Source organism: Pyrococcus kukulkanii, assembly GCF_041647995.1.
Taxonomy (GTDB): domain Archaea; phylum Methanobacteriota_B; class Thermococci; order Thermococcales; family Thermococcaceae; genus Pyrococcus.
On the sequence record NZ_JARRIB010000004.1, the window covers coordinates 91,072 to 110,697 of the forward strand.

Sequence of the window (19,626 nt, forward strand, 5' to 3'; positions counted from 1 at the left end):
ATCAATAAAGTCGAGTGTTAGGAGTTAAAATTTTTGGAAAAGAGATAACAAAATAGAAAAATTATCGGTCACCTGATCTTAGCCCCAAGCTTTACTTCTTTATCGGGCATCAGGAGGGCAACGTTTTCACCGTCATCCGCTGCCAGTAGCATTCCCTGACTTTCGATCCCTCTGAGCTTCTTGGGCTCTAGATTGGCAACAACGACCACGTACTTGTTAAGCAACTCCTCTGGCCTGTAATACTTTTTGAGACCTGCAACTAAGGTTCTAACTTCCCCGCCGAGATCGACCTTAACGACGTAGAGCTTGTCGGCGTTTGGATGATCTTTAACTTCGATTATCTTTCCAACCCTTAAGTCAAGCTTTGCAAAGTCATCAAAGCTTATATAACCCACTTTTTCTCCCTCCTTTTTCTTTTTCTCCTTCTTCTCTTTATATCCCAACTTTCTCAAGATTACCTCACTCTCTTCGCCAAGCTTCTCCTTTGCGACCTTGACAACAAGCTCCTTCTTATAGTACTTATCGAGGAGTAGCTTAGCCCCCTCAGGATTACCCTTTGCCATGAACTTCAGGATGAAGTAGATTATCTGTTCGTCCGTAACTTTCTTGAACAGTATCTCAGGCTTCCTAACTTGATGTCCTGCAGGAAGCTCCTTAAACTTCCATTCTTTGACTTCATCAAGGTTCAGGAGGTGCCATATCTTCTCTCCGGTATCTGGAAGGAAAGGCTCGATAAGTATTCCGAGGGCTTTAACTATCTGGAGGGAGATGTTTACTGTGGTTGCGGTCCTCTCTCTGTCCGTCTTTGCAGTCTTCCATGGTTGCTTGTGGTCAAAGTACTTGTTGCCGAAAGATGCTAGGGCCATTACTCTCTTCAGTGCATCCTTGAATCTGTACTCCATTATAAGCTCTCCAACTTCTTTGAATGCTCTCTCTATCTCCTCGAACGCCTGCTTATCTAGCTCATCCAGCTCTCCCCTCTCCGGAATAACTCCATCGAAGTACCGGTTGACGAAGGTCATCGCCCTATGAACGAAGTTCCCTAAGTTGTTGACGAGCTCCTCGTTAATCTTTGTCTTAAACTCCGCAAAGCTGAAGTCAGAATCCCTAGTTTCCGGCATTATGGTGGTTAGGTAGTACCTGAGGTAGTCGGCGGGGAAGACATCCAGAAACTCGTGCAACCAGATGGCCCAGTTCCTGCTTGTTGAGAACTTCTTGCCCTCCAAGTTCAAGTACTCGTTCGCTGGAATGTCGTAGGGAAGGTTCCACTCCGCCTCAACCTCCTCATCCTTGTACTTACCATAGGCCATCAGAAATGCAGGCCAGAATATCGCGTGGAATGGAATGTTGTCTTTCCCTATGAAGTGTATCACCCTAGTTTGCCCGTCAAGGTTAAGCCAGTACTTCTTCCACTCATTCGGTTTTCCAATCCTCTTGAAGTACTCCATAGTTATCGAAATGTACCCTATCGGAGCCTCGAACCACACATAGAGAACCTTGCCTTTCATATCCTCTTCATTTAGGGGAACAGGAATTCCCCACTCTAAGTCCCTAGTTATGGCTCTATCCTCTAGCCCCTCCTTGATCCATCCAAGAACCATGTTTTTAACGTTGGGCTTCCAGTGCTTTTCCTCTATCCACTTCTTGAGCCTTCCCTCAAAGTCCTTCATCTTTATGTAGTAGTGGGCTGAGTCTCTGAACGTTATTGGATTCCCACAGATGTTACATCTCGGATTTATCAGGATTTCTGGAGTGAGAGGTCTCCCACAAACCTCACATTGATCTCCTCTCTGGTTTTCGGCCCCACAGTAAGGGCATGTTCCTATGACGAATCTATCTGGCAAGAACATCTTGTCGTGCTCACAGTAGGCTTGCTTTGTGACCTTCTTAACTAGGTGTCCATTTTCCAGCGCTTTGAGGAAGAACTCTTGGCTTAGTTTATAGTGAACGGGTAATTCGGTTCTTCCAAAGAAGTCGAAGCTTATCTTTGCTCTCTGGAACGTTATCTTTATATGCTCGTGGTACTCATCTACTATTTCCCTGGGACTTCTTTTCTCTTTTATTGCCCTGAAGGATATTGGAGTACCGTGCTCGTCTGTTCCGCAGATGAAAACGACTTCTTCCCCTTTGAGCCTTAGGTACCTTACGAATATGTCAGCAGGTAGATAGGCCCCTGCTAGGTGGCCAGCATGTATCGGCCCATTGGCGTAGGGAAGAGCAGAGGTGACCATATAGCGAACCATTTTATCCACCTCCTGTTGTGTGGGCATTAAACTTTTCCTTTAATTTAAACATTACGGAGGGTTATTTAGGCGGGAAGAAATTATGTAAGTTTATGCATATCAATATTCAACTCGACCCAATTCTCTCTTCCTACTTTGTAAACTTTTATTAATCCCATCTGCTCCAGCCTGCGGACCATTCTCCACACAGTTGTCTTTGGAAGGTCAAGGGCTTTTCGAAGGTCTGCTTGACTACTTCTTCCTCCCACATCTAGCAAGTACTTAATTGCCCTTATCTCATCGTCATTTAGGTTATATTGTTTTGCGATTTTTCCTATCTTATCTTCAAAGTAAGAGAGTTTGCGTCTTGGCTTTCTTTTCTTCAAGAAGAACGCAACAATAGTAGTAAACACTAAGGCCATAATTATCAATGGAACTACTTTCCTTAAGGGGAACCTTTCCTCTGCTAATAAACTTGGAAAAGTATAATATATCGTCACGTTTCCTGGTCCTATTAAGACTGTGTTATTTCCAATTATCCTTATTGGAATGTCCGAGAGTCCAACGATCTCCGCGCCTTGTGGGAGTATTATTTCAGCGGGGGCCCTAGGTAGGTTCAGATTGAGTGTCCATAAGCTACCCTCATTGGATACTAAGCCGCTCGCTGTATAAATAATCCTTACACGTGTTGAATTACGAGTTTCAATGAACAGGGAACTATTCTGGAGGGTATAAGGAAGTCTGTATTTGTCTTCACATACAACTAAAATATCACTAATATTGTTTCCTATTAGGGGCACTCGGATTAGGATTTCATAATCTTCTGGATATATAATTTCGTCAATAGTAACATTCCCATCTTCCCACACTAGTACCCTTAGTTTGCCTACTATATAGCCGTAGGACTCTGGGAGAAAAAATGCTCCAAGTAAAATTAGAATTATTAAGAGTCTTTTCACTCATTGTCCCCTCCTGTTCTTGTCAGGTAGTTTATTATTCGTGAGGCCCTTATAACCCTCAAAGTTGCTATCTCCATCCTTCCGAGTTTTATATCTTCATCTGCGAGTTCTAATTCAGTAATTGCAATATTTCTTAACTCACTTTCGTTTTCTTTTTTCGCCGCTATCTTGAGCTTTAATATTAACACTTTCTTCTCATCTCTAAGTAGTGCTTTCATAAGGCTAATGTGCATTTCTTCCAATGAGTGTTGAAAGAGCATCAATGAATCAAGGTTTTTAGTTAATAGAGACAGGGCCTCTATATATCTTCCTTGCTTTTTCAAGTTCTCAGCTTCTTTGAGTATCCCTTCATATATTGAAGCCTTCTCAATCAAAGCATCTCTACTCTTGTTTTCGGGTAGGGCTACTGCGACTTGGATCGCATATTTAATTGTGCTATTGTACTTTTGTAATAGTATTACAACTTCTTCCTGAAGATCAGAAAAAGTTTTGGGGCTTATACTCTCTATCTTAGAGTGTAATGAGTTATGGGCAAATTTTAGGCTCTCTTTGGCTGCTTGGTAATTCCCTTCTTTTAAGTACTCTTTGGAGGAGTTCAGTATCTTTTTGAGGCCTTCATCGTCCAGTATCTCTGCATAATATTCAAGCCTTTTTATCTCCCCTTCAAGTTTATTTGACTTTTTTACAGGTTTAATAAGTGAGAGCTCCTTAACAACGATTTCCGTTACCATGTTCGATGCTGAGATTATTGATTTCGGATCATTAGCAGATTTAAGGATCTCTGATATTTTTTCCGCTGAAGCATGATTTATCGGCTTTATTAGATCATAATTTCTTTTTAAAACCTTAACTAGTCCATCCCAATCGTATCCCTGGCTTAATGCCAATAAAGGCGACATTAAAAGTACCAAGGTAATCAATATGGATATTTTCCTACGCATATGAAATCACCTTGTACCTACCTGATCGTTTATGAACGAATGTCTTAAAAAGTTTTGAAGCTGGAATTAAGGGGAGATATATGGAGAAGTATGGAGTTATATTTGGAAAAAATTATGAGCTAAGTCTAATCGAGTTAAAGGCTTTTTCAAGAAGATTTAGGTTAGGGATTAGAATTCTTGAAGAACATCCTGGATCTCCAAATGCTTCGTACGTTATAATAAAAGCCAAAAGAGACATAGAAAAGTACTTCAGATTTATTGGAGGGTCAATTAAGCTTGTTAGGATAGTCGGAGAGGGATTGGAGGCTGTAAAATACTTAGAATATGCAAGACTGTTCACGGTAAGCCTGTATGGAAGGGAGGATTGGAGGCTGTGGAGGAAGCTTGGCTCAATGGTTAAAAAAGTCTTCAAGGAAAAAGATTCGACAAAATTCTTCAAACCAGCAAAAGTCTATGCCATGCCAAGTGAGCTCATACTAAAGGGCTTTCCGGAAACTAAAGACGTAGTATTCTTTTTTGGAAACGGTGAAGTGCTCGTTGGCGAAACCGTTAAAATTACTAATCCCTTTGAGCTGAAGAAACTTGACGTTGAGAAGCCTGTTGTAAGGCCTACGATCTCTATCCCTCCAAGGCTTGCGAGAATAATGGTCAACCTCTCCGAGGTCAGGAGGGGAAATGTTCTTGATCCTTTCTGTGGAACTGGGACTATAATAATGGAGCTCCTTCTGCAGGGGCTGACAGCCTACGGTAGTGATATCAGCGAGGAGAGGATCAGGGATACAGGGAGAAATGTTGATTGGCTTAGGAAGGAGTTTAGAGTAAAGCATTCGGCAAGCTTGAGGGTATGTGATGTAAGGAGGTTAAAGAAGTGCTTTAGGACAAGGTTTGATGCGATAATTACCGAGCCCTACATGGGTAAAGCTCTGAAGACGAAACCAACAAGGAGCGAAGCTACAAAGATAGCTAGAGAGCTTGACAGGCTCTATTATCAGGCCTTCGAGAGCTTTGCTGATGTTCTAAAGAGAAATGCTAGAGTCATTTTTGTATTTCCAGCATTCAATTTGGCTGAGGGAGGAATATATAGGAGGAACAGACCTTGGCTTGATGAGCTCGGATTTGAGGTTATAGCTTCCGTTTTGGATAGAGATGGAAAGCATAAGATAGTGAGGGATATCCACGTAATAAGAAAAAAGTAATCAAAAAAAGGTTCCCTGTGGGAACACCCTCCACACGGTCGCCCGTGCTTCATCGGGCATGGCCAAAAGCACCTTCAAGTGAGGTGTATAAAATTTCAGCCCTAAAGGGCAAGATTCCCAGCTCACAAATGAGTGAGTGGGATAACTCTCTAAGTTAAAAGGGTCCCTACTCTCACTAATAGGGGAACCCATTTGTCCTTCCGTTTCCGCTACCAGTTGTAGTGCAACTGGTGTGGTTGGCTTCGCGCTCCCGCTCACATTGGGGCCACCGGCCGCCTCAGGCGGGAGGTCATCAGCCTTCGGGCCGGACGGAAACGGTCCCAAAACAAAAGCACACTCAAAACCTAAAAAAATTACGATTACAAAAACACATGAATGCAACAAAAGAAACCATCAAAAGAACAGCCTAAAACCACTACAATATTTTCCAGCCCTTAGAATTTCAATAGGTCATCTTTGCAGCTCTATAAGTGACTTTGGACTTGCTGATCCCTTAACGGAAGCGGGACTTATCCAAGTGACATTTATATCTCTTCCAATCCATCAACTTTCTCGGGGGCAGGAAGTTTTGTAAATTTCATTGCGTGTCATTGCATTGGTGGGCTCGGCTCGGGTTTCCGTCAACGGTAGGGCGATGAAACCCTCGGTGACGAGGTTGAGTTGTTGCCGTGAATCCTCAGAATCGCCGTGATGACTGCCTTGTATCACAACAATACAGGACGGGAGAACGGTTCCTTGGTAAATGCATAAACAGAACTCTTGAATCTTCATTGATAGCCTTAGGTAATCATTAACTGTCTCGAACTTTTAGGGGAAAGGCAGAGCAAGCTCAACTGGAGGAGCCTCAACTTTAACTAAGCCCTTTCCCCAGGATATGACTCTCTAAAGAGTTTTAGAAGTTTTCTTTATGCTTCATGGGAGGAATAAAACCCTTATGCCCCCCTTCGAGCGTGCTTAGCTAATTTCCCGTAGTACTCAACCTCCTCTCCCTCATTGAATGTTACATAGTTGAGGATCTCTTTGGGAGAGATTATTTATCCTTAAGTGCCTCAATAACCTTCTCCATGTGCTTCCTAAGCTTAGCTCTCAGCAATTAGACACATCTAAAAAGATTTTTTGAAAAGAAGCTTTAAAATCATTTTATTATCTCCTCCTTTATCGTCTCCGCTATCTCCCTTATTGCCTGTGATGCCTTTGACTCTGGAAATACCTCAATGAATGGCTTAAGCATCGACATGCTCTTCGGAATGGCGGAGTCGTAAGGTATCTCGCCTAAGACGGGAATTCCCTCCTCCTCTGCCCATTCCCTAAGCTTCGTGAACCCAGGATTTATGTCGGCCTTGTTTATTATCAGGTAGGCAGGCTCGTGGAAGTGTTGGACGACCTTGTAAACCCTCTGAACGTCGCTCAGCGAGGCTGGAGTTGGCTCAGCTATTAGAATTGCTACGTCGGCCCCTCCAACGCTCGCTATCACCTGACAGCCGATTCCTGCAGCTGAATCAACTATCATATGCTCTAGGTTTTGCTCCTTCATTATCTGCTTGGCCCACTCCTTCTCCTCTGTAACCAGCTTACCGCTCTCGGGCCTTCCTACGTCAAGTTGGGCTGAGATTATTGGGAAGCCGTACTTGGTTATAGCCCTCCTTATCACTCCAGAGCGAACCTGCTCCAGCGTTATCGTTCCTGGGACAGGGCACACTAAACCGCAAACGTTGCAACCCTCACAGGTGAGCTCGTTAACCACATAGTTTCCTTCATCGTCAACGTAGATGCACTCGTAGGGACACCTCATCTGGCAGATTCCACAGCGGACGCACGTTTCCGTGTTAATTCTAGCTATCTTCGCTCCTATGTGCTCTCTCTCCTCCTCCCACTCTGTTACTCCTAGGAGCAAACCCAGGTTAGGGGCCTCGGCATCTGCATCAACCGCTATTAGCCTGTACTCATCCTTGAGCAGGTAGAGTAAGGACGCTGTAACCGTGCTCTTGCCAACACCACCCTTACCGCTCGCTATAACTATCTGCATTTTATCACCCCCTCAAGAACTCGTAAATCCTCTCAGCAATTCTCCTGAATATCTCAGCTTCGGGATAATCAGTCGTTACAATTGGAGTTCCAGAAACGTACGTTTTTACGATGTTCTCGCTGTACGGTATCTCCGCTATTACTTTGGCGTTATACCTCTCCGCTCTCCTATAGACCTCGTTAACATCACCCAGATTCGCCCTGTTTATCACGACCCAGGTTTCAATTCCCATAAGCTTGCCGAGCTGTAAGATCAGCTCAGTATCGTGGATTCCTAGGGGAGTTGGCTCAGTGACCGCTATTAAGAGCTGAGATCCCTCGATGGCCTTTGAAACTGTATTCCCTGTTCCTGCAGCTGTATCAACTATCAAGATCTCGTAGTCAAGGTTTTTGAGCCTCTTCTTAGCGGCAACTACTAATGGCATTGACCTCTCTTCTCCCTCCCTGAGCTTTCCGGTCACGAGGGTGAAGCCATAGGGGGTTGGCGTAACGTACGTGTGACCAATAAGCCTTGAGCCTTCCTGAATTGCTCCAGGAACTGGACAGACTATCTCACAGGCCCTGCAGCCCGAGCACAGTGTGGGCATTAGGAAGGGCGTTCCGTCCTTCAGGGTTATTATAGCGTGCTCCTCACAGACCTCCGCGCACTTCCTGCACTTTATGCACTTTGAATAGTCGAACTTTGGCATGAACTGGTTTACCTCCTCCTCGTTCTGCAGCTCAACCCCTAAGAGGAGGTGATCATTTGGAGCCTCAACGTCTAGGTCAGCCAAGATAAGCTTAAATTTCTTCGCGAGTTCAACCGCAACGTTTATGGCAACTGTTGATTTGCCTGTTCCACCCTTTCCACCGCTTATCGCTATCTGCATCTCCTCACCTCCGAGAATTAGGTCAGCCTAATATTTTTAAAATTTGTGCGTATGCTCAAATCTGTTTAATCTGATCAAACCCTAGACCTAAGCTTCCTCATATAGAACTTTACACCGTTGTACTCGAGCTCAATTAGCTTACCCTCTCTAATTAGCTTCTCAACTACATCCCAGGAAGCATTGGCCTTCCTAAGTAGTTCTCTAACTGCATCTTCTCTCATCGGGTGAACCGCTGTTATTGAAAGTATGTCCTCCTCAACGTTGCCCGTGAACGCGAAGGCGTTGCCTTCGTACCCTATTAGGTATTCAACGTTTTCGGGTCCAATGGCTTCGCTGAAGAGCTGGTATGCTAGGTGAATAACTTCCTCACTCGCCGGTTTGACCCATTTTTCTGCTGGGGGCCTCGTCGGGATTGCGACGTAAGCTTTGTCGGGCTTTAGCTCTTTCAGGAACTCTGCGATTCTTTCAAGCTCATTACCGTAGTCTATGTTTATCAGCATCGTTTCCGTAACAACGACTCCTGAGAATTCGTCCCTTAACGTGAGCATTCCCTCCAAAATTCTCTCCAAGCTTAGGGACTTGTGGGGTCTGTCAACTTTCCTCCACACTTCCGGGGTTACCGCGTCAAGCTTCAGTGAGATGAAGTCAAAGCTCATCAAGTCCTCCCTTACGTCCTCCCTCCAAACGAGGGATGAGTTAGTTAGAATGGCCAGCCTTATTCCGAGGTCTTTGAGCATCTCAGCTTCTTTCCCCAGGTTAATGTCTAGGGTTGGTTCTCCATCAGGAACGAAGGTTATGTAATCTATCCTTTCCCCTTTTTCCAGGGCTTCATTTACCTTCCTTTCAACGTCCTCCACTATCTCCTTGGGATCGTAGAATTCCTGCCTCTCAACCTGCATCTTTATCGTCCTTCCGATCTGGCAGTAAACGCAAGCATAACTGCAGACCTTGTCCGGAATGTTGTTCACTCCGAGGCTCTTCCCAAGCCTCCTTGATGGCACGGGACCAAAGGCTATCATACCACCACCAGAATTAGGTTCGCCTAATCACGTATAAGCGTTTACTTCGTAAGTAGTTGTGTTTACATTTAACGATTTTATTAACCTAAATGTTTAAATTTGAAAAGACTGGCATCACCCTTGGTGGTGAGGATGGTAAAGCTGGACATTAGGGGAGAGGTTTTCAAAGACATAATAAGGACAGTGGAATTGGAAGGGAGGGAATTGGCTACTCAATAGTGGCCCTCACCACAATGAAAACGATAGTCAGGAACTATCGCGGCAAGGGCATCTGGAGCTATATGTGATTTCTTTTTTAATTATATTCAATATCATTCATAACGTAAGAATACGACAAACATGCGCTAGAGCCTTAAGGAATTAGAAAAAGAAAGAGAGCCTACTCAAATCGTAAATATGCAAAGGGAAATTTCGTGTAATGGTTGCAACCTGTCACCGAATACTTAAGACTCGTGTATTTAACTGTAGTTTTTGTATAATCCGCGGTATTCACAATCGTAAAGGCTCCAAATGCATTTTCATGCTCCTCGTTCGTTATGTAAACTCCACCAACGGCACTTAGACCTATTAGAAACGCTGGCCATGCCTCTGGTTGGAGGGCAATGGCCACCGCGAGCAGTGGAATGTATGAATTTGAGTAGGTATCATACTTGTCTAGGAAAATCTCCATGTAAGTGGATCTTCCACTTTGCTTCTTTCCATAGAGTGTTGTTAAAGTTTTCATCTCCGTGTTTTCTTCAACAAGTTTCCCAAAATTATCCGCTGGATATATACTTCTTGGTGGATCGATAAAGGAAAAAGTTCTGATGAGGTAAGCTTTTTTGTTAGTATCGTATCTTCTTTCTACATCTGAGATCGTTATAAGAACTCTCTCCTGGTCAGTGTCGAAACAGTACATGTGCCTGAACTCGTCGACATAACACTTCTGGAGGACTTGGAGAGCTATGTATGGGTTCCCCTTGATGGCTATGAGTCCAATCTGGCCAGGTTTGACATTTTTAACTTCCCCATCGATGATAGACTTCATGAACTCGTTACCTTTTTCCAGCTCAATCCTAATCTCTCCATTTTCCAGACCCCTCTCGATGCTTAACTCATTCCTGCTACTCAATCGAGCTCCCCTAATTATTGTCGTCGAGAAACCTATAGAAAGTCCCGAAGAGCTGGATGAACTTTTCTGAACTTCCACTTTGTACGCTCCAATAATGGTTGCCTGGCCTTTTCTGTTATCTAGTATTAAAACGGGAAGGTACATGCCATTCAAATTACTAAGGTACTCTTTCTTTGTAATCCAGCGGTAACCTGCAAAAAATCCCCTAGTTGGACCAATTGGTGGAATTCTCTTTAATTTTTCTACTGAAAAAGCACGAAGGTTATTCTGTGAGAACTTGAGGGTGAACCTCTGAATACCCTTAACTGAGTTCTCAGTAAGCCTTGTGCTGAACGTTCCAACTTCGTACGTTTTCCCAGTTTCAGGCTCAACGAGCCATACATCAATGAGAACGGCTGGATTTACATCATTCCAAGAACGTTTAATCTCGGAGAACTTTGAACTGGGGATTAGTATTTTACCTGAGGAACTTCCTAAGTAAACGGTTCTGAAGCCTTTCCGCGTCATTACCTGAACTTGAACGTAGTACTCGTACTTATGAGCCAGTAAGCTGGCAATTGAACTTCTACCCATTATCTTATCTGGATTTGGAAGCTCAATTAGCAAGCCCTTTTCTGGTCTGCTAAAGTATTGATAAGCTCCAGCTGTAGTACTTACTAATAGTATTACAACCACAGTTATTCCAAGCATTATTTTCAGCTTTTCCATTAGATCACCCCACTATACGTTATGCTACTAAATATTTTAAAATTTCTCTTTGTTTAAGTTAAAGATTAGGATAAAAATGTTCCCAATATTAACATGCATGTTGAACTATCAAATTAATTACAATAAAACATCCAAAGCTACGTGTAGAGTACAAAACTTTATTTATATCTAAATATCTTGATATGTTACGCCACTACAATATTTTGTCTATATTATTACTTAGATTTAATTAAAACAAATAATTTACAGTTATAATAATATTATTCAGCATAAGGATTATATATAACCAAGCAAGTAGTAATAACTGCTCTGAGGGGTGGCATCGATATGCACTGGAGAAAGCTTAGTGGAGCCCTCCTATTGGGAGGGTTTCTCGTTGAAGTAGTTGCCATCAGGAACCCGGTTTCGGCAGGCTCCACTAAGAGTAGTTGCTGGACGCCATGGGATCACGATATAGATAAGAAGGCTGGGGCGCCTTTACCCTTGTCTAGGCAGGAGCCCATGCGAAAGTTCTCGTCTGCAACGGGTACTTTGTAAGGATAATCCCACAGTCTAAACCCCTATCTCCAGATCTCATAGCTGAAGCACGAGGAGTGAGAGTTCTGAACAAGGTAACTTGGAAAGATGAGGTACATTAGCAAAAGGCTTATGCACACATTGACCACATTGACCCCGTCGCCGGGGGCTTCACCACTCTACCATTAACGGAAACCCAAGCCCTCTATACACAATAAAGCACGATAAAGCTAAAAATTTCTGCTCAAGGACTTTGAGTCTTTATAGATCTCCCTAGGAACGTTGCCTTAGGAATATGACTGAAGTTCTGCTCTCTTGGGGTCTCACGCTGTCCCTGAAAGAGCTGGAAGGACTAACTCTCAAGGTTGATAATGGAAAGTTCGTTATCCCTGAAATAAATATCTGGGTTAAAGGCGATAGATATTGGAGGTGATTGGATGTTGTTGGGCAAGATAAAGAAGAAGGCCCTTAAGCTTATTGATGACCTTGAGGTAGTGGACTTTTCCTTTGGCCTTCCCTATACATGGGTTCTCATTGAGGGCGAAAAGGGTAGAGCATTAGGTGTGGCCATGACTCTACCTGAGGAAGTTCAGAGGTACAGGAATTCAATAAAAGAAATTTCCCTTGAAGAGTTTATTGAGAAAGCAGACAGCATAAACGTAATAGAGAGAACGCTTGGTCTTGCAGCGATAAATGCGGTCTCCCAGTACCACATAGACCTGAGCAACGCGGAGTGGGTCGATGTTCTTGAGCTCATTCCAGAGAATGTCGAGAAGATAGCGATAATTGGCAACATGCCTCCCCTCGTGAAAGAGCTGAAAGATAAGTACGAGATTTACGTCTTCGAGAGGAACGCGAAGCTCTGGGATAAGAATACCTACAGTGATGCCCTCGAGTATCACCTACTGCCAGAGATGGATGTAGTAATTGCAAGTGCCAGTTGTTTGGTTAATGCCACAATAGATATGCTACTTGAAAGAGCCAAAAAGGCCAAGCTGTTTGTTTTAACTGGCCCGACGGGCCAACTGCTCCCAGAGTTTCTTAAGGGAACGGGAGTAACCCACCTCGCAGCGATGAAGGTTGTCGATATAGAAAAGGCTCTCCTCGGTCTGAAGTTGGGGAGCTTCAAGGGATTTGAGGAGGGGAATAAAAAGTATGTGGTGGAAGTTCCCTAGACCAATTTTTTAAAGTAGCTCTTCAATGCGGTCCAGTTCAGGTAGATATGAACCACGGAAAGGCCCGAAGAATGCGAAGCCTAGATGGACGTGCAAAGCATCCACTATCCTCACTAGGGACGCAGGCCTACCTAAAAGCAGAATAGTCCCGGTTATCCCTGTTATAAGGCATAGAAAAAATAAGACTATTGAGACGAACATCCCCCAGTTTCATTTTATCCCTCCTCAACATTGTTCCATCTATCTTGATCTCCTCAGCCTTCTAGGCTCCATCCTCATAAGTTGCGACGACCTCAACGTACCCTCCAACCTCCAGCATTCCAAGAACTTCCTCTATCCTACCTTTGAAGGTCTTGTTGTGTTTTCCAAGTGGGTTTGGCTGGCTTCCTCAAGCTCACTTGAAGTATCATTGCCCGAAGAAGTGCTAAAGATGATCAAGAAGGAGGCCAAAAGGGGGAGGAGAGTGCTAATTCCAGTAATAAAGAGGGTCTAGATATAATTTTATTAAATACCTTTTCCATATTTGTAGCTGGTGGTTAAGTTGGATACCCGGGAAAAACTCCTGCACTCAGCTAAAAAACTCTTCGCAAGGAAGGGGTTTGACAGGGTAACGGTGGATGAGATAGTTAGAGATGCGGGAGTAGCAAAGGGAACCTTTTATCTCTACTTCAAGAGAAAGGAGGACATAATAAGGGAAGTTGCGATTATGGCAATGCCCTTTCAGGCTTTGAGCGACGTTTTTAAGCCCGTCGATAGGGAGAACTTCAGAAGCCTTCGGGATTATTTGATGTTTCTGGGGAGGAAGTTCTTCGAGCACTACTCCGATAGAGAGCTCGCGTGCATATTCTTCCACACGGTCTCGATAAAGAGCAGCATTAAATCACTAAACGACCTCCATAGGGAGCTGTGTTCTAAGCTGATTAAGGAAGGAACAAGGAGAGTTTTGGAATTCGTGAACATCGAGGAGAAAAAGGCCGAGGTTCTCTTTAGGACTTTCCTCGGGAGTCTGCTTCACTACCTGTACTCGGAGGACTGTAGCCCAATAGACCATGAAGAGTATTTGAAGAACCTCGCTCAGATTTTAACAAATTCAATTAACAATTCCAGTAGCAGTAAATGAATTGGATTAATCTTTGACGTTCTAATGTGTTCATCTCTGCATACGAATCCGAAAAATATTTAAAATTGCTCATCGAACATTGAATGACCAGTCAGTCACAAAATTCAGGGTGGTAAGCATGGAGGAACTCGTGCCAGTTGTATGTCCGTGGTGCTCCGTTGGTTGTAGGCTGTACATAGTTTCAGTAAACGGCCACCCCAGGAAGATCGAGTGGGATTACGATCACTCCAATACGCCAAACAAGGGTAAGCTATGCCCCAAGGGCGTTGCCTCCTATCAATTCACCGTAAGCCCAGACAGGCTCAAGAAACCCTTAATTAAGAGGAATGGAAAGTTCGAGGAGGTCTCCTGGGAAGAGGCCATAAGGTACGTTGCCCAAAAGTTTAAGGAAATCCTCAAGGAGTATGGGCCCGAGGCCTTAGCCTTCCTGGGGAGCGAGAGATGTTCCCTTGAAGATAACTACGTCCTTCAAAAGCTTGCTAGGGCCTTAGGAACAAACAATGTAGAATTCGCCGGGAGGCTCTGCCAGTCTTCAAACTTCGTTGCTAGAACCAAGGTGTTTGGAAGCCCAGCTCAGACAAATCCCTTCGATGATATAGTAAAATCTAAGGTAATTCTAGTCTGGGGGTACAATCCAGCCGAAACTAACCCAGTTCTCTTCGGCCAGTACTTCGAGAAGGCCCTTGACAACGGAGCGAAGATGATAGTTGTTGATCCAATAAAGACTAAGACGGCCAAGTTTGCCGATCTACATCTCCAACCTTACCCAGGAACCGATCTCGCAGTTGCCCTGGCTATGCTCAATTATATAATAAAGAACGAGCTCTACGACAAGAAGTTCGTTGAGGAAAGAACGGACAACTTCGAGGAGCTCGCAAAGTCCGTGGAGGAGTACACCCCAGAGTGGGCCGAGAAGGTTAGCGGAGTGCCGGCGGAGATGATAAAGAGGGCAGCGGAGCTCTTAGCTACAGGAGGCAACGCGACGATAGTGCTCAACGAGGGAGTGAACCAGCACGCGAATGGAACGATGACTGCTTTGGCAATAGCTAACTTGATCGCTATAACTGGGAACATAGGGAAAGAGGGAGTATTCTCGGGAGTAATTCCTGGGGCCCACTGTGGGTTATGTGCCGCTGTTCCTGGAGTTAACTGCGCCCAGCTCCCTGGATCTATTCCACTAAATGAGGAAAATGCGAAGAAGTTCAGCGAGCTCTGGGGATTTGAAGTTCCAAGAAAGCCTGGTCTCCACTATCAGGCAATATTCAAGGCCATGGCTGAGGGAAAGGTGAAGGGAATATTCATAATGGGCCAAAACCCGGCCAGATCTCTTGCAAATTCAAGCTTAATTGAGGAAGCTCTCGAGAAGGCTTTCGTCGTTGTAAGCGACATCTTTCCGACAGAAACAACGAAGTTTGCTGATGTAATACTCCCAGCGGCCAGCTGGTACGAGAAGACTGGAACCGTGATAACCCAGAACAGGAGGGTGATGAGGAGCTTCAAGGCAGCTAAACCACCGGGAGAGGCAAAGCCCGATTGGGAAATACTGGTTATGTTGGCCAAGGAACTTGGCGTTGGGGAGTACTTCAATTACTCAAACGTCGACGACATCCTCAGAGAAATCAACAAGGTAATTCCAGCCCTCAAAGGGGCAACACCTGAAAGATTGAACTCTAACTTAGAAGGCTGCTTCTATCCATGCCCAGATGAAGAGTCAGAAACTCCAAGACTGTTCTTGAAGGGCTTTCCAACTAAGACTGGGAGGGCCCAGCTTACGCCGGTCAAGTGGGTTCAGCCGGGAGAAGTTCCGGACGAGGAGTATCCGTTGTGGTTGACCAACTTCAGACTGGTAGGCCACTTCCACACGGGAACCATGAGCATGAGGAGCAAGAGCCTAATTAAGAGATGGCCCGAGAGTTTTCTGATGATAAACCCAGAGGATGCCAAAGCGCTTGGAATAAGGGATGGGGATAGGGTCAAGGTTGAGACAAGGAGGGGTTCTCTCGTTGTTAGGGCCGTAGTTACGGATAGGATAAGGAAGGGTGTTGTCGCGATGCCATGGCATTGGGGAGTTAACTTCCTCACGAAAGATGATGCGATAGATGAGTTCTCCAAGATGCCAGAGCTGAAGGCAGTGGCCTGCAGGGTCACCAAGGAGGTGGTAGAATGAGCAAGAAGATATTCATAGACTTCAAGCGTTGCATTGGCTGCAGGGCCTGTGAAGTGGCCTGCGAGATGGAGCACGGAGAAGCGAGGATAAGGGTCTTCGAGTTCCCCGACTTAACGGCGATACCCTTCAACTGCAGACACTGTGAAAAGGCCCCCTGTCTTGAAGTTTGTCCGACGGGTGCACTGTACAGGGATCAGGATGGAGCCGTAGCCTTCGACCCTCTCAAGTGCATTGGCTGTCTGATGTGTGCCGTTGCCTGTCCATTTGGTGTTCCGAAGATAGATGAGGTAAACAAGATCATGGACAAATGTGATCTCTGCTCGGAGAGAAGAGCTGAAGGAAAGCTTCCTGCCTGCGTTTCTTCATGTCCAACAGAAGCATTGAAGTTCGGCGAGATAAACGAGGTACTTTGGGACAGGGAGGGAAGCTTCGTTTCTCGCCTCAAAGAGGCGAGGGAGAGGGGAGAGAAGGAGCCGATATACCTGCTGTGAGGTGGAAGCATGGACCTCATTATTTTTTCCTTTTTAGTTCCCATACTCGCGGGAATTTTCGCGTTTAGGCTAGATGGTAAGAGGGCCGACGCCCTGTTAGTGGGAGCTTCGGGCTTTTCCCTCATCGTAATAACTTACTCACTCATAACCTTCACGCCCAGGCACGTTGTTCTTGCAGAAGTTTATGACTTTGGTGAAGTTTACGGCCTAATAGTTGATGATATCTCCCTCCCGATAGCGTTTGTGGTTTCCCTCGTGGGCTTCCTCTTCATGCTGTACTCCATTGACTACCTCTCACCACATAACAGGGAGAAACCCGTGAGGGAGGGGAAAGGAAGGTTTCACGGATGGATGCTCATATTCCTGGGCTCAACCCTGGGTTTCCTATTCTCCTCTTCAATACTCCAGATGCTCGTGTTCTTCGAGCTCATGAGCCTCGCCTGCTGGGGTGTCGTTGGCTTCTATGGAACGAAGGAAGCGATAAGAGCAGCTTATAAAGCCCTTTTAATGCCAAACTTTGGAGCGCTCGTCGGTCTTTACTCGGCTTTTGCCCTTGCATACCTAAAAACACATAATCTGTCCTTGCTCTCTCTTTCAAGCTTGCCCCAGGATGTTAAGCTCCTCGTCTTCTTGGGAGCCATGATAGCGGCCTTCACCAAGAGCGCTCAATTCCCACTATACTCATGGCTTCCAGATGCCATGGAAGCTCCAACGCCAGCCAGTGCATTTCTCCATGGGACGGCGATGATAGAGATGGGAGTTTTTCTCCTCGCGAGGATAGTTCAGTTCATGAGCCCAATTCCAAAAGCTAGCGGCTTTATAATGCTTTTCCTACTTGCGATAACTCTCCTGATTACCACGATAGCCTACCCAATGCAGAAAGATGCCAAGAGGTTGCTCGCATATTCAACGATGGCCGAAGCGGCGGTGATGTACAGTGGAGTTCTCTTTGCAATCTTCGGTTCTGAGGTGGGAATAAAGCTTGCGATGTTCCAGATATTCACTCACGCCTTCGTTAAAGGCCTGGGCTTCTTAACCGCGGGGACGTTCAGCTACTCTCTAGGAACCCTAAACATGGGCAAAATAAAGGTGGGTGGTTTAATAGGGGCAATTTGGATGCTCTCCCTCTTTGGCCTAGCCGGAGCTCCCCCATTTGGGATATTCTTCAGTAAGGCTCTCCTCCTCAGATCCGGGGTTCAGATAGGGGGAATATGCTGGGCGATCGTCCTTCTGATCCTTCTGGATTCAACGGTGTTCTTCGTTGTATCGGCGCTAAGGGTTAGGGACATGCTGGGAGGCGAGGACTTGAAGGTTACCGGCCTCATGAGGGGAGTAATTGTGATCCTCGCTGTCCTGGCCGTTATTGCTCCAGCGTTGGGTTACAAGCTCATAGTGGGGTGGTAAAATGGAAGTCGTCCCTTACCTCTTAGCCCTAGCATCGCTCGTTGGATTTATGGGATTTGCAAGGGTGGGGCTTGGGGTAGCCTCAATCTCCTCGCTCATCATGATAGGCTTGGCAGTTAGGAACTTAAGTAGCGTTGAGAACTATTTCCTCTTAATCCTAGGGATTTCTTCCCTAGCAGTCTTCGTGTACTCAATGGCATACACCAAAGACAAGCTTCAGTCAGCACTCCTTCCCTTATTTGTGCTCTCGATGTACGGGGTTTTAGTTAGCGAGAATATCCTTCTCTTCGTGTTCTCTTGGGAGCTTATGACGTTGCTCTCTTACCTCTTCATAAGGGACAGAGACGTTGGAGCGAAGTACTTCATAACCATGCACATCTTCACTACAATTCCCCTCCTCCTGCTAATCGCACTTGCTCCCACACTCTCCCTCAGCTCGCTTAGGGGCAATCTTCCCTTCCTGCTTGTAATGATAGCGGCCATGGCTAAGTCAGGAATAGTCCCACTACACTTTTGGGTTGCGGAAACCTACGACAGTGCCCCAAGTAATGTTTCCTCACTCTTTGCGGGAGCCATGGAAAAAGTTGCCCTCTTTGCTCTCGTTAAGGCTTACCTAACGTTTAATCCAAGCAGGGAGCTGGGGCTAGTCGTTGCAATCCTGGGGGCATTAAGCCTAACCATTGGCACCCTTTTCGCCCTGAAACAGAAAAACGCGAAGAGGCTACTTGCTTACCACAGCATTGGCCAGATGGGCTACATGTGGCTCGGCATAGGAATTGGCATCTACCTAATTCCCAGTAAAGTTGGCTACTTGGCATTGGCCGCTGGCCTCTTCCATGCCCTGAATCACTCCCTCTTCAAAGGCTCCCTGTTCCTTACGGCTGGGGCCTTCGAGTACTCAAAGGGAACTGTAGATCTAGATAAGCTTGGTGGTCTGTTTAAGGCGATGCCATACACGGGAACATTCGCCCTCCTATCCTCACTAGCAATTTCAGGCGTTCCCCCGTTTAACGGCTTCTTAAGCAAGTTACTTCTCTATGAGGCCGGCTACTCTTCGGGCGATCCCGTGCTACAGTTGGCGACCGCCTTTGCGTTCTTCATAAGCGCCGCAACGCTGGCATCCTTCATTAAGTTCTACTCCTCAGCATTCCTGGGAGGGGAATCTGAGGGAAGTGAAGTTCCAGTCTCGATGGTGGTTGGTCAGGGTATACCTTCGATCCTCTGTCTGCTCTTGGGACTCTTCCCCTTGACCCCAGGGGTAAACCCCTACTCGTACTTCTCCTCTCCCATGTTCCTGCTAATGCTTGCGGTGCTTGCGGTCGGTGTTTTAGTGGCGGTTCCCTTCAATGGGGTTGAAGCCAAGCCTTGGAACTGTGGGGCCTCAGGTTTCCCCGAGGAGAGGTTTAGGCTGAAGGCCTCTTCCTACTATCACCAGTACGAGGAGAAGATTGGTGGCCTCTACTCACTCTCCAGCTACCTTAGGAGGGCTGGCTCTGCCTTAGTTGATGCTATGGCATCGGCATATTGGTGGATCTCCAAGTACTTTGAGGAGTACATTGATGAAGCAATTATAATGCCCGTCGTCAGGTTCCTCACCTCCCTGACGATAGTTCTCAGGGACTTCAGCGTGGCTATGGAAGTTACGATGGTTTTGAGCATGATCATCCTTGCTGGAGTTATTGTACTGCTTGTGGGGTGGTGAA

Annotated in this window: 16 protein-coding genes; 9 read left to right on the plus strand and 7 right to left on the minus strand. The window is 45.6% G+C overall.

Translation table 11 applies throughout. From position 1 onward, the window contains the following. Window positions 1-68: 68 nt before the first annotated feature. From metG to P8X24_RS08925, 3 genes are all read right to left on the minus strand, one after another. Window positions 69-2,243 carry a methionine--tRNA ligase gene (gene metG, locus P8X24_RS08915; RefSeq protein ID WP_372915471.1) on the minus strand — a complete coding sequence of 725 codons (2,175 nt, stop codon included), beginning with the start codon at window positions 2,241-2,243 and terminating at the stop codon, window positions 69-71. An 80-nt stretch (window positions 2,244-2,323) separates the two neighbouring features. Further along, the gene (locus P8X24_RS08920) at window positions 2,324-3,181 is read right to left on the minus strand and encodes a helix-turn-helix transcriptional regulator (protein WP_372915473.1); all 858 of its coding nucleotides are present in this window, start codon (window positions 3,179-3,181) and stop codon (window positions 2,324-2,326) included. Beyond that, a complete protein-coding gene (locus P8X24_RS08925) occupies window positions 3,178-4,122 on the minus strand; it encodes a hypothetical protein (RefSeq protein WP_372915474.1) in 945 nt (314 codons plus the stop codon). Before P8X24_RS08925 ends, P8X24_RS08920 begins: the two co-directional genes overlap by 4 nt. Window positions 4,123-4,202: 80 nt before the next feature. Between P8X24_RS08925 and P8X24_RS08930 the strand changes: the two genes are divergently transcribed. Then, window positions 4,203-5,318, plus strand: a complete 1,116-nt coding sequence (locus tag P8X24_RS08930) for a DNA methyltransferase (RefSeq protein ID WP_372915476.1) — start codon at window positions 4,203-4,205, stop codon at window positions 5,316-5,318. Between the two features lie 1,135 nt (window positions 5,319-6,453). Here the strand turns inward: P8X24_RS08930 and P8X24_RS08935 are convergent. The 4 genes from P8X24_RS08935 to P8X24_RS08950 all read right to left on the minus strand — a co-directional run bounded on the left by P8X24_RS08935 (window position 6,454) and on the right by P8X24_RS08950 (window position 11,050). After that, on the minus strand, window positions 6,454-7,344 hold the full coding sequence (locus P8X24_RS08935) for a nucleotide-binding protein (RefSeq protein ID WP_372915478.1): 891 nt from the start codon (window positions 7,342-7,344) through the stop codon (window positions 6,454-6,456). A gap of 4 nt (window positions 7,345-7,348) precedes the next feature. Beyond that, window positions 7,349-8,212, minus strand: a complete 864-nt coding sequence (locus P8X24_RS08940; protein ID WP_372915480.1) for a P-loop NTPase — start codon at window positions 8,210-8,212, stop codon at window positions 7,349-7,351. A 74-nt stretch (window positions 8,213-8,286) separates the two neighbouring features. Beyond that, window positions 8,287-9,231, minus strand: coding sequence for a radical SAM protein (locus P8X24_RS08945; protein WP_372915482.1), 945 nt, complete (start codon window positions 9,229-9,231; stop codon window positions 8,287-8,289). 379 nt (window positions 9,232-9,610) lie between these two features. Continuing rightward, complete coding sequence (locus P8X24_RS08950) at window positions 9,611-11,050, minus strand: hypothetical protein (protein WP_372915484.1); 1,440 nt, start codon at window positions 11,048-11,050, stop codon at window positions 9,611-9,613. An 811-nt stretch (window positions 11,051-11,861) separates the two neighbouring features. Here P8X24_RS08950 and P8X24_RS08955 point away from each other — a divergent pair. The 8 genes from P8X24_RS08955 to P8X24_RS08990 all read left to right on the plus strand — a co-directional run bounded on the left by P8X24_RS08955 (window position 11,862) and on the right by P8X24_RS08990 (window position 19,625). After that, window positions 11,862-11,999, plus strand: a complete 138-nt coding sequence (locus tag P8X24_RS08955; RefSeq protein ID WP_372915486.1) for a hypothetical protein — start codon at window positions 11,862-11,864, stop codon at window positions 11,997-11,999. 4 nt (window positions 12,000-12,003) lie between these two features. Further along, window positions 12,004-12,741 (plus strand): Rossmann-like domain-containing protein, encoded by a 738-nt coding sequence (locus tag P8X24_RS08960; RefSeq protein ID WP_372915488.1) that lies wholly within the window; start codon window positions 12,004-12,006, stop codon window positions 12,739-12,741. Between the two features lie 25 nt (window positions 12,742-12,766). After that, a complete protein-coding gene (locus P8X24_RS08965) occupies window positions 12,767-13,234 on the plus strand; it encodes a hypothetical protein (protein ID WP_372915490.1) in 468 nt (155 codons plus the stop codon). A gap of 39 nt (window positions 13,235-13,273) precedes the next feature. Next, window positions 13,274-13,861 carry a TetR/AcrR family transcriptional regulator gene (locus tag P8X24_RS08970; protein WP_372915492.1) on the plus strand — a complete coding sequence of 196 codons (588 nt, stop codon included), beginning with the start codon at window positions 13,274-13,276 and terminating at the stop codon, window positions 13,859-13,861. A gap of 118 nt (window positions 13,862-13,979) precedes the next feature. Then, window positions 13,980-16,028: a formate dehydrogenase subunit alpha gene (gene fdhF, locus P8X24_RS08975; RefSeq protein ID WP_372915494.1), complete on the plus strand. Its 2,049-nt coding sequence runs from the start codon at window positions 13,980-13,982 to the stop codon at window positions 16,026-16,028. Further along, the gene (locus P8X24_RS08980; RefSeq protein ID WP_372915496.1) at window positions 16,025-16,519 is read left to right on the plus strand and encodes a 4Fe-4S dicluster domain-containing protein; all 495 of its coding nucleotides are present in this window, start codon (window positions 16,025-16,027) and stop codon (window positions 16,517-16,519) included. Before fdhF ends, P8X24_RS08980 begins: the two co-directional genes overlap by 4 nt. A 9-nt stretch (window positions 16,520-16,528) precedes the next feature. Next, window positions 16,529-17,923 (plus strand): hydrogenase 4 subunit D, encoded by a 1,395-nt coding sequence (locus tag P8X24_RS08985; protein ID WP_372915498.1) that lies wholly within the window; start codon window positions 16,529-16,531, stop codon window positions 17,921-17,923. Between the two features lies 1 nt (window position 17,924). Continuing rightward, complete coding sequence (locus tag P8X24_RS08990) at window positions 17,925-19,625, plus strand: complex I subunit 5 family protein (RefSeq protein WP_372915500.1); 1,701 nt, start codon at window positions 17,925-17,927, stop codon at window positions 19,623-19,625. Window position 19,626: the final 1 nt, after the last annotated feature.

What these genes read in the sequence shown, in the direction of transcription:
- P8X24_RS08935 (WP_372915478.1), bottom strand. Translation starts at nt 7,344, where the DNA reads ATGCAGATAGTTATAGCGAGCGGTAAGGGTGGTGTTGGCAAGAGCACG.
- P8X24_RS08925 (WP_372915474.1), bottom strand. Translation starts at nt 4,122, where the DNA reads ATGCGTAGGAAAATATCCATATTGATTACCTTGGTACTTTTAATGTCG.
- P8X24_RS08955 (WP_372915486.1), top strand. Translation starts at nt 11,862, where the DNA reads ATGACTGAAGTTCTGCTCTCTTGGGGTCTCACGCTGTCCCTGAAAGAG.
- P8X24_RS08985 (WP_372915498.1), top strand. Translation starts at nt 16,529, where the DNA reads ATGGACCTCATTATTTTTTCCTTTTTAGTTCCCATACTCGCGGGAATT.
- P8X24_RS08960 (WP_372915488.1), top strand. Translation starts at nt 12,004, where the DNA reads ATGTTGTTGGGCAAGATAAAGAAGAAGGCCCTTAAGCTTATTGATGAC.
- P8X24_RS08980 (WP_372915496.1), top strand. Translation starts at nt 16,025, where the DNA reads ATGAGCAAGAAGATATTCATAGACTTCAAGCGTTGCATTGGCTGCAGG.
- P8X24_RS08945 (WP_372915482.1), bottom strand. Translation starts at nt 9,231, where the DNA reads ATGATAGCCTTTGGTCCCGTGCCATCAAGGAGGCTTGGGAAGAGCCTC.
- P8X24_RS08940 (WP_372915480.1), bottom strand. Translation starts at nt 8,212, where the DNA reads ATGCAGATAGCGATAAGCGGTGGAAAGGGTGGAACAGGCAAATCAACA.
- P8X24_RS08990 (WP_372915500.1), top strand. Translation starts at nt 17,925, where the DNA reads ATGGAAGTCGTCCCTTACCTCTTAGCCCTAGCATCGCTCGTTGGATTT.
- P8X24_RS08965 (WP_372915490.1), top strand. Translation starts at nt 12,767, where the DNA reads ATGCGGTCCAGTTCAGGTAGATATGAACCACGGAAAGGCCCGAAGAAT.
- fdhF (WP_372915494.1), top strand. Translation starts at nt 13,980, where the DNA reads ATGGAGGAACTCGTGCCAGTTGTATGTCCGTGGTGCTCCGTTGGTTGT.
- P8X24_RS08930 (WP_372915476.1), top strand. Translation starts at nt 4,203, where the DNA reads ATGGAGAAGTATGGAGTTATATTTGGAAAAAATTATGAGCTAAGTCTA.
- P8X24_RS08950 (WP_372915484.1), bottom strand. Translation starts at nt 11,050, where the DNA reads ATGGAAAAGCTGAAAATAATGCTTGGAATAACTGTGGTTGTAATACTA.
- metG (WP_372915471.1), bottom strand. Translation starts at nt 2,243, where the DNA reads ATGGTTCGCTATATGGTCACCTCTGCTCTTCCCTACGCCAATGGGCCG.